This window comes from Petrotoga sibirica DSM 13575, from assembly GCF_002924625.1.
Classification (GTDB): Bacteria; Thermotogota; Thermotogae; order Petrotogales; family Petrotogaceae; genus Petrotoga; species Petrotoga sibirica.
Genome location: NZ_JAHC01000018.1, coordinates 89,481 through 97,735, shown reverse-complemented (window position 1 = coordinate 97,735; position 8,255 = coordinate 89,481). Strand labels below are relative to the sequence as shown.

Below are 8,255 nucleotides of genomic sequence, written 5' to 3'. Positions count from 1 at the left end.
TCCATACATATTATACGAGGGAGGTTATACCTCCCTTTTTTTCATTCCGATTATTGAATATTCGACTGAGTTGCGATTTGAGATGTTTCTGTAGAAGCATTATTCGCTTCTTGTATTTCTTTTTGCAAACTTTCTATCATACTATCAATATTGGTGTAATAGTTGGGATCGATCTCTTTTATTATTTCCAAATAAGACAATTTAATTTCCTTTAGCCCTAACAAATCACTTAAATCTAATCCAACATCGAGTGCTTCTAATTTAGTATCGGTTGCTGCTTGCGTAGAATCAACAACTGTTTGAACATTTACCAAAATCTCAGTGATTTGTTGTTGGAATAGAGTAAATAAATATTGAGATCCTAAATAATAGGAATATTGTTTCAACTGATCTAACTGTAACTTCGAATAGCTAACCTTTACTTTGGGATCTTGAGGGTTCAACTGATAATAAATTTGAACTATTGTTTTAGAAGTAGGATACTGTGCGTAAAGATCGGCTAATACCTTTTTTAACTTTTCAGTGTAATCTTGTGATTTAGTTTGTAATTCTGATCTAATAACACTTGCATCTTCTGTAGTACGTACTCCCAAAGCCTCAAGGGATTCTTTGGAACTTAAATAACTTTTAGCATCTTGATATTTCGATATTTCACTCGATAAAGAAGTACTTTCATCCGTAGTTGATTGAGCGTTCAATTCTTCGAGTTTGTTATTTATAGCATCCAAACCTAGTGAAACAATAGCTGGATCCACAAATTCAGATAAGCTAAGATATTGATTTATGGAAGTAGTTTGATCACTGTATAAACCCATTAACTGACTTACAACCATTGTATATATAGCCAAATAATCAGAATCAACTTCCATTGAAATTTCATCACCTTCGAATACAATACTTTCTAGTTCTTTCGCTAATTCTTCTAATCTTTCTACATCTGTACCCGCTTTCGTTAACTCGTACATATACATCAATTTTGTATCGTAATAATTCCTTCCAAAGTTTTCACTTTCTTTATAATCAGACAACCAATTATCATACTTTTGACCTTGAACTGTGCTTTCTACTTCAGCATATACATCATCATACAAAAATATATCTTCGGGTTTTTCAAATATTTTCCTATCAAGTACTCTTATTAAATGGAAACCCTCAGACGTTTGTACAGGTCCAATAATTTCACCAACTTGTCCATTAAAAGCTGCATCTTCAAAACTTTTTTCATACTGCCCGTGTTTTATCCATCCAATCTCTCCAGAATTAGTAGCATTAGAAGTATCCTTTGAATACAAAGAAGCGGCATCTTCAAAGGTTATCTCACCTGTTTCAATCTTTTCCTTGATGCTATTGGCGGTTGCCTCATCTGAAAAAAGTATATGCTGTACTCTAACTTCTTCATAATCATTCTTTATACTTTCAAAGTTTTGTTCGATATAAGCTAAAGCATCTTCTCTGGGAACCGAAGCAACTGCATCTTTAACCGCATTATTTATTAAATCTGTCTCCACTGTTTGTTGTAAACCCGAAATTAAGATGTTTCGAATATTTTGTTCACTACCGTAGTACTGAAGCATATTATTCCAATTTGATTCATCAGATTTGTACTGAGATATATATTGATCAACCTGTGTATTTATCTGATTATTCACTTCATCGTTAGAGGGGAAAAGATTGTTTTGTTCGGCGTAATATCTAACAATTTTTTCGTCAAAGAGTAGATCTACCACCTGATTATCAAGTGATAAATAATCAAAAACCGGATCCAACTGTTGACCGTAATACTGTTGATAGATCTGCGCTTGCTGCTGAGTTATGTTATCTACTTCACTCTTCATAATCCAATAAGGATAATCCAATTCTATGCCTTCTTTAGTGATAACTAAAACAGAGTCTTCTTTCCTCAGGGTGTTTCCATTTTGTGAAGTAGTCACAGGGGTCCGAGATGATACATAAGTTGCCACAGACCACCAAACTATACCTGCTAAAAAACCTGCTATAACTATTATAGTGATCAGTCTTTCATGCTTTTTAAACCAATTATTCATCCACTAATGCCTCCTAATTGCTTAAAATTTTACTATCTTTAAAAATGAAATGACTTTGATTCTAATTTTACCACATTTTTTGGATTTGCTCAATGTTTAATCTTTTATTATTTAAAAAAGGGGATAAATTAATATCCCCTTTAAAGCCTCTATATTTTTGTTCTAATAGGTTTATCTTTAGAAATTTCCTCCAAAGCCAACAATCTATCCCATTTAGCATCAACATAATTTTGTAGTTCTTCCAGTATTTCGTTAGCATCTTGCCTTTTCATAAGTTTGCTGTATCTACCTAATTTTGCTACGTAATCTTTTATTGGTTTGAATGTTTTAGGCTTCTTGGTAACTTTGTAAACACCCATATTGTATTCCCATAATGGCCAATATTTAGTTTCAATAGCTAACTTTGTTACTTCTGGACCTGAATCGTCAGGAATTCTCCAAAATCTTACACATGGTGCCAGCATAGCAATGAAGGAAGGCCCTTTGAACTCCAACGCTGTTTGCATTTTTCTCATGAAATCCCAAGGTTCAGCCGTTGCAGCCGTTGCAGCATAAACACCTTCATGACCGGCTACTATATCAACTATACTCTTTTTCAACTGTAACTTCCCTGGTATAGATTTACCGACTGGAGCAGTGGTTGAATCGGCACCTGGAGGGGTAGATCCAGATCTTTGGTTACCTGTGTTCATGTATCCTTCGTTATCATACAAAATGTAAACAAAATCGTGCCCTCTTTCTATTGCTCCAGATAATGCTTGTAAGCCTATATCGTAAGTGCCACCATCACCAGCAAATGCGATAAATTTTATCTTATCGTTGTCTATTTTCCCTCTGTTTAAAAGAGATCTGTAAGCGGCTTCTGCCCCAGATATTGTTGCAGCAACATTTTCAAAGGCATTGTGTATATAAGGTACATTCCAAGAAGTAAATGGGTATATCGTAGAAGAAACTTCTAGACAACCTGTGGCAGCTGCCACTACAGGTTCATAACCCATACTTTTTGCAGCCAAAGTAGCCCAATTTGCAACCATCGGAGCATTACAACCCGGACACAATCTATGGCCTTGTGTAAAACCCCAATCATGTGTTTCAACGTATCCTACTATATCTCTAATATTAGGCACAATTATTCACCTCCGATTATTCTCTTAAACCCAGGTATCTTTGTTCATCAGCTATAAGATTACCTTGAAGAACATCTTCAAATGCTTCTCTTATCATTTCAGGGGTTGTGTCTCTTCCTCCTAAACCATAAACATAAGAACCTAAAGAGGGTCGAGAAGCAACCTCATACAAAGAAGATTTTACTAAGGAATACAAGGGGGCTTCTTTCCCAAAAGACATTGCTCTATCTAAAACAACTACACCCTTTCTTCCATTTAAAACTTGCTGAAACTCCTTCTTAGGGAAAGGAGTAAAGACCTGAGGCTTCACCAATCCAACCTTATGTCCTTCTTCTCTAAGCTGGTCTACAACATACTTTGCTGTAGATGCAGTAGAATTCATAACAACCATTATATAATCAGCATCATCTACTTTGTACAAATCCAGAAAATCGTATTTTCTTCCAGATATCTTTTCAAATTCCTCAAATACTCTGGGAAGCTCTTTGTAAGCATTTGTCATAGCTTCCTCTTGTTGACGATGATGTTCGAAGTAATAATCAAAAAGGTCCAATGGACCAAAGGTAACAGGATTTTTAGTATCTAAAAGAGAGTATTTCGGGTTCCAACTTCCAACAAACTCCCTTACCACTCCATCATCTAACATCTCGAAGCTTTCCACTCCATGAGAGGTAATGAAACCATCTAAATTCACCATAACAGGCAACAATACATTCTCTTTTTCAGCCAATTTAGTTGCCATTATTGTAAAATCATAGGCTTCTTGATGGTTTTCAGTGAAGAATTGAATCCATCCAGAATCTCTTGCCATCATTGCATCGGAATGATCACAGTGAATATTAATGGGCCCTGATAATGCCCTATTGACTACAGGCATTATTATAGGGAGCCTGTAAGAAGCAGCTATATAAACTATTTCTAGCATCAATGCCAACCCATTTGCAGCAGTGGCTGTCATAGTTCTAGCCCCAGATGCTGCCGAACCTACTACTGCACTCATCGCTGAGTGTTCGGATTCCACAGGAATCAGTACCGTATCTACGATACCGTCGGATACGAATCCAGCATAATATTCAACAATTGGTGTTTGAGGAGTTATTGGATAAGCTGCAACTACATCTGGATTGATTTGCCTCATAGCATGTGCAACAGCAGCAGCTCCAGTAACTGTTAGTTTTACGGGCATATATTTTAACCTCCTTCACATTTTCTCTAAATAAATTCTGATTCAGGTTTCATTTCTATGGCGTTAACTGGACATACAGCTGCACATACACCGCAGCCCTTACAATAGTCTAAATTCACTTCTCCTAATTTCATCTTTTTGCCATCAAGCCTACCACCTATAGCCATATCCGGACAATAAAGCCAGCATTGCATACAGTTAGTACATTTTTCTCTATTTATTATCGGCCTTTGAATTCTCCATTCACCTGTTTTGTATTCTCTTGCCGTAGCAGGTTTATCAATTACACCACCAATAGGGATATCTTTCCATCCTTTCATATCACTCACTAAGTTTCACCTCCTGGTACCCTCTCTCCAGTGCTCTAATATTGGCTCTTACTACTTCATCAGAGAACTTTTTGGAGAAAGCAGCCTTGATTTTTTCTTTAACGGCATCTAAAGGTACTATATCGGTAGCTCTTATTAAAGCTCCTATCATCACGGTGTTAGGTATGCCTCTTTTTATTTCTTCCAATGCTATCTCCGTAGCAGGTATTACACCAATTCTTCCTTTATACCCTGATAATTTTCTTACTTCTTCAATGCTTCTAGATGTGTTGACCAACAACAATTTATCCTCAGCTAATCCAGATGTTACTTCAGGATTTTTTAAAAGTGTGTCATCTATGACAACCACCACATCGGGGGTCTCTATGTTACTTTTAATCCTTATAGGGACATCCGCAATCCTGTTAAAAGCTTTCATCGGAGCGCCGGATCTTTCTGCTCCATATTCTGGAAATGAACTAGAATACTTCCCAGCTTCTTCTGCGGCTTCCGTTAAAAATTGAGAAGCACTTTTTGCTCCTTGTCCTGCTCTTGCATGCCATCTTATCTCAAAGTATTTTTCTGGCAAGGTTCTTATCCTCCCTTCATGTAATAATTTTAAATAAATTAGTTTGTTCTGCACACTCGAAAATATTGTGTAATCAATATTTTTAAAGATATCATCTATCCATTCATAAAATGAGAGACTTTCTTCATTAACTTGTCGCTTTTCTAACATCTTGTCAAGATCTAAAAATCTATTAATATGGCATTTAACTCGATTTTTTGCATATTCTACTGTGGTTCCGGTAGTCATTATAAAAGGCCAATCACTAGCCTGTGCAAGAAGAACCTCTCTCATCATCTGATTCAAAACCCTTTTTTGTAAACTTGAGGGACACTTAAAAATATTGGCTTTTTCTTTCATTCTTTCAGTTATCTCATGAATATGCTTATAAATCCAATCGTTTTTCTCATTAAGCCAAACATCATGGTAACCACCGGCACCCCACGAAGTTTCGCCAGGATAAGTTATTTGAACTTTTTTAACTGTTTGTAGAATCTCAGAAGGTACAGAAAAATCTAAATATTTGCTTCCGTAAGATTGTCTAAAAAGCTCTTCCAAAAACTTGGGACCTTCATACCACCAATGACCAAAAAGTTCTGCATCAAAGGGAGCTACAATTATTGTTTCTTCTTCATCTAAAATTGCCGATAACTTCCTAATTTGCGAAGTCTTCTTACATAAAAAATCTTTGACGTGTTCTTTTACAGCGTTTCTTGCTTCTCTAAGATCGTATATTTCTTTTTTGTCTAAAGATAATGATTTATCGGTGATACGATAATATTTTATTCCGGTATTACACCTTGTTCCACTTGGATCTATGTGTGGCTTAATGTAGTCATCTTCTCTGTCATAACCTATGTCTCTGTAAAATTCACGATATCTTGAATCACCCGGATAACCAACTTCGGAACTCCATATCTGCTCACTCGATTCAGGATCTCTGGCAAACACAAAAACATTATTCGGAGTGATTATGGGTCTATACACACCATACCTTGGCTTACTGTCCGCGTAAGTAAAACCATGTGTATCCAAGAAAAAGTATCGTATATCTTCGTCTGATAAATATTTGTCAAGCCCTTTAAAATAAGCACATTCTGCCAGCCACATTCCTATAGGATACTCACCAAAATATTTTTTAAAAGTTAACACGGCAGATTTTATTTGAGCCCTAATAGCCTCTGGATAATCCCGATAAAAAGGTAGATACCCATGAGTGCCATTAGATGTTATCACTTCAATGTAACCTTTATCTTTAAATTCCTTGAAAGCTTTTAATATATTTTGATTATATTCTTCATAAAAAATATCTAAATCTTCTATTAGCTCTTGTCTATAATGTTCGGCTAGATGATACGTCTTATGATCTTCAGCTTTTGTCCTAATTATCTCTTTTTCGGTTAATTCTATCAAATTTAACAAATATTTGTGATATTTTTCTCTTAAATCATTTAGATTGAGCATCTCCATCAACGTTGGAGAGAAACTTATTGTAAGTTTAAATGGTATCTTATCCTTTTCTAAAGATTTGAAAATTTTTATTAAAGGAATATATGTCTCAGTTAGCGCCTCAAAAAGCCATCTTTCTTCCATAAAATTTTCATAGTCCGGATGGTGAACATAAGGCAGATGAGCATGCAATACGAATAAAATTTTTCCTTTTTTACTCCTAATAATCAATCACTTCCAAAATTGGTATCGTTGAATTTTCTTTTGTTTGTAAACATTGTTTCACTACTGCCCGGATGCTTTTCAATTTTCCAAAAGCCAGGTTCTTCTTTTTTATCTTCTTTGATAATTTTTCCATCTTCTATAAAAATCCATTCTTCTTTATCTGAACTTTTAATGGATGAAGAAGGTGTTGTAATTTCGATGGATTGTATTAAAGGAGTAAACTCACCCTTTTTATCTTTTACTCCAAAGAAAGCAACATAGGCGGAATTATCTTGTGGGAGATGGAAATAAGTATTGCCGTTTTGGTCTAATTTTAAATCTGTTTCAATAACTTCTTTTTCTGTCTCTTCTTTCTCTGCTGATTTTTTTATAACCCTTATAGTAATATTAGAGTTTTTTGATAATTTTTTTAGTTTTTTTCTGCTTTTTTCAGAAATGTTCCAGTAAACATATACCCAGTTGGGATTGACTGGCATTATCTTTAGTTTTTCCCTTTCATAATTTTGAGGAAGTTCTTTTGATTCATTCGATTTTGGAAGTTTTTGTGGACTTTTTGGTGATTTTGTATAATCTGAAACCTCTTCAATTTTGTTATCTAAAGATTCTTCTAACCTTTTAATCTCTTTTCTAACCACTTTTAAAATCTCTTTTTTATTCATATTTCGTTTTAATTTAACTCCTAAATTTTTTGCGATATTTCTCAATTCCTGAATTGTAGGTTCATCTGCCTTAAAAGTATTTAACAGTTTTTTATCCGATTCCTTTACTTTCATAAAACACCTCCCATCCTAATTGCTGCAACGTTTAAAAACGTCCCATTCCCCTTTTAGGTTCAGGTTTTTTATTTTTAAAGTTTTTAGTAACTTTAATTTTAATATTTATCCAGTTGATATAATTTTATCATAAAAAAATTGAACAGTAGAGATTTGATTTTTAGAAGAATTAAAATGAAATTAAATATTGACAAAATAGATTCCTTGTGATATTATATATTTTGAAAAGTAAGGCAGCGGAGCGTAGCGCAGTTGGGAGCGCGCCGGTCTTGGGCACCGGAGGTCGCTGGTTCAAGTCCAGTCGCTCCGACCATTAACAATTTAATGCGGCCGTAGCTCAATTGGTAGAGTATTGGCCTTCCAAGCCAAGGGTTGCGGGTTCGACTCCCGTCGGCCGCTCCAGCGCCTGTAGCTCAATGGATAGAGCATTGGATTTCTAATCCAAGGGTTGAGGGTTCGAATCCCCCCAGGCGCACCACACTGTTGGTGGCTGTAGTTCAGTGGAAGAACGCCTGACTGTGACTCAGGATGTCGTGGGTTCAAATCCCACCAGCCACCCCAGCCCTAAGAATCC

General features: G+C 35.5%; 6 protein-coding genes, 4 tRNA genes and 1 pseudogene. 4 read left to right on the top strand and 7 right to left on the bottom strand.

From position 1 onward, the window contains the following. Positions 1 to 50: 50 nt before the first annotated feature. The 7 genes and pseudogenes from AA80_RS05655 to AA80_RS05630 form a co-directional block, all read right to left on the bottom strand. Positions 51 to 2,045, bottom strand: coding sequence for a peptidylprolyl isomerase (locus AA80_RS05655; protein ID WP_103876830.1), 1,995 nt, complete (start codon positions 2,043 to 2,045; stop codon positions 51 to 53). 149 nt (positions 2,046 to 2,194) lie between these two features. Further along, positions 2,195 to 3,175, bottom strand: coding sequence for a thiamine pyrophosphate-dependent enzyme (locus AA80_RS05650; RefSeq protein WP_166667785.1), 981 nt, complete (start codon positions 3,173 to 3,175; stop codon positions 2,195 to 2,197). 13 nt (positions 3,176 to 3,188) lie between these two features. Further along, positions 3,189 to 4,358, bottom strand: a complete 1,170-nt coding sequence (gene porA / locus AA80_RS05645; protein ID WP_103876828.1) for a pyruvate ferredoxin oxidoreductase — start codon at positions 4,356 to 4,358, stop codon at positions 3,189 to 3,191. Positions 4,359 to 4,384: 26 nt separating this feature from the next. Further along, complete coding sequence (locus AA80_RS05640) at positions 4,385 to 4,678, bottom strand: 4Fe-4S binding protein (RefSeq protein ID WP_103876831.1); 294 nt, start codon at positions 4,676 to 4,678, stop codon at positions 4,385 to 4,387. Between the two features lies 1 nt (position 4,679). Further along, positions 4,680 to 5,309, bottom strand: coding sequence for a 2-oxoacid:acceptor oxidoreductase subunit gamma family protein (locus AA80_RS10490; RefSeq protein ID WP_370445629.1), 630 nt, complete (start codon positions 5,307 to 5,309; stop codon positions 4,680 to 4,682). A gap of 3 nt (positions 5,310 to 5,312) precedes the next feature. Further along, positions 5,313 to 6,908 (bottom strand): annotated as a pseudogene (locus AA80_RS05635) (glycoside hydrolase family 57 protein); the annotation flags it as partial. A 2-nt stretch (positions 6,909 to 6,910) separates the two neighbouring features. Continuing rightward, positions 6,911 to 7,681 (bottom strand): DUF4912 domain-containing protein, encoded by a 771-nt coding sequence (locus tag AA80_RS05630; RefSeq protein WP_103876827.1) that lies wholly within the window; start codon positions 7,679 to 7,681, stop codon positions 6,911 to 6,913. Positions 7,682 to 7,918: 237 nt separating this feature from the next. On the opposite strand from AA80_RS05630, the gene AA80_RS05625 reads away from it, so the two are divergent. The 4 genes from AA80_RS05625 to AA80_RS05610 all read left to right on the top strand — a co-directional run bounded on the left by AA80_RS05625 (position 7,919) and on the right by AA80_RS05610 (position 8,242). Continuing rightward, a tRNA-Pro gene (locus AA80_RS05625) sits at positions 7,919 to 7,994 on the top strand. Positions 7,995 to 8,007: 13 nt separating this feature from the next. Then, a tRNA-Gly gene (locus AA80_RS05620) sits at positions 8,008 to 8,083 on the top strand. Next, a tRNA-Arg gene (locus AA80_RS05615) sits at positions 8,084 to 8,159 on the top strand. Positions 8,160 to 8,167: 8 nt separating this feature from the next. Next, positions 8,168 to 8,242 (top strand) — tRNA-His (locus AA80_RS05610). Positions 8,243 to 8,255 lie beyond the last annotated feature (13 nt).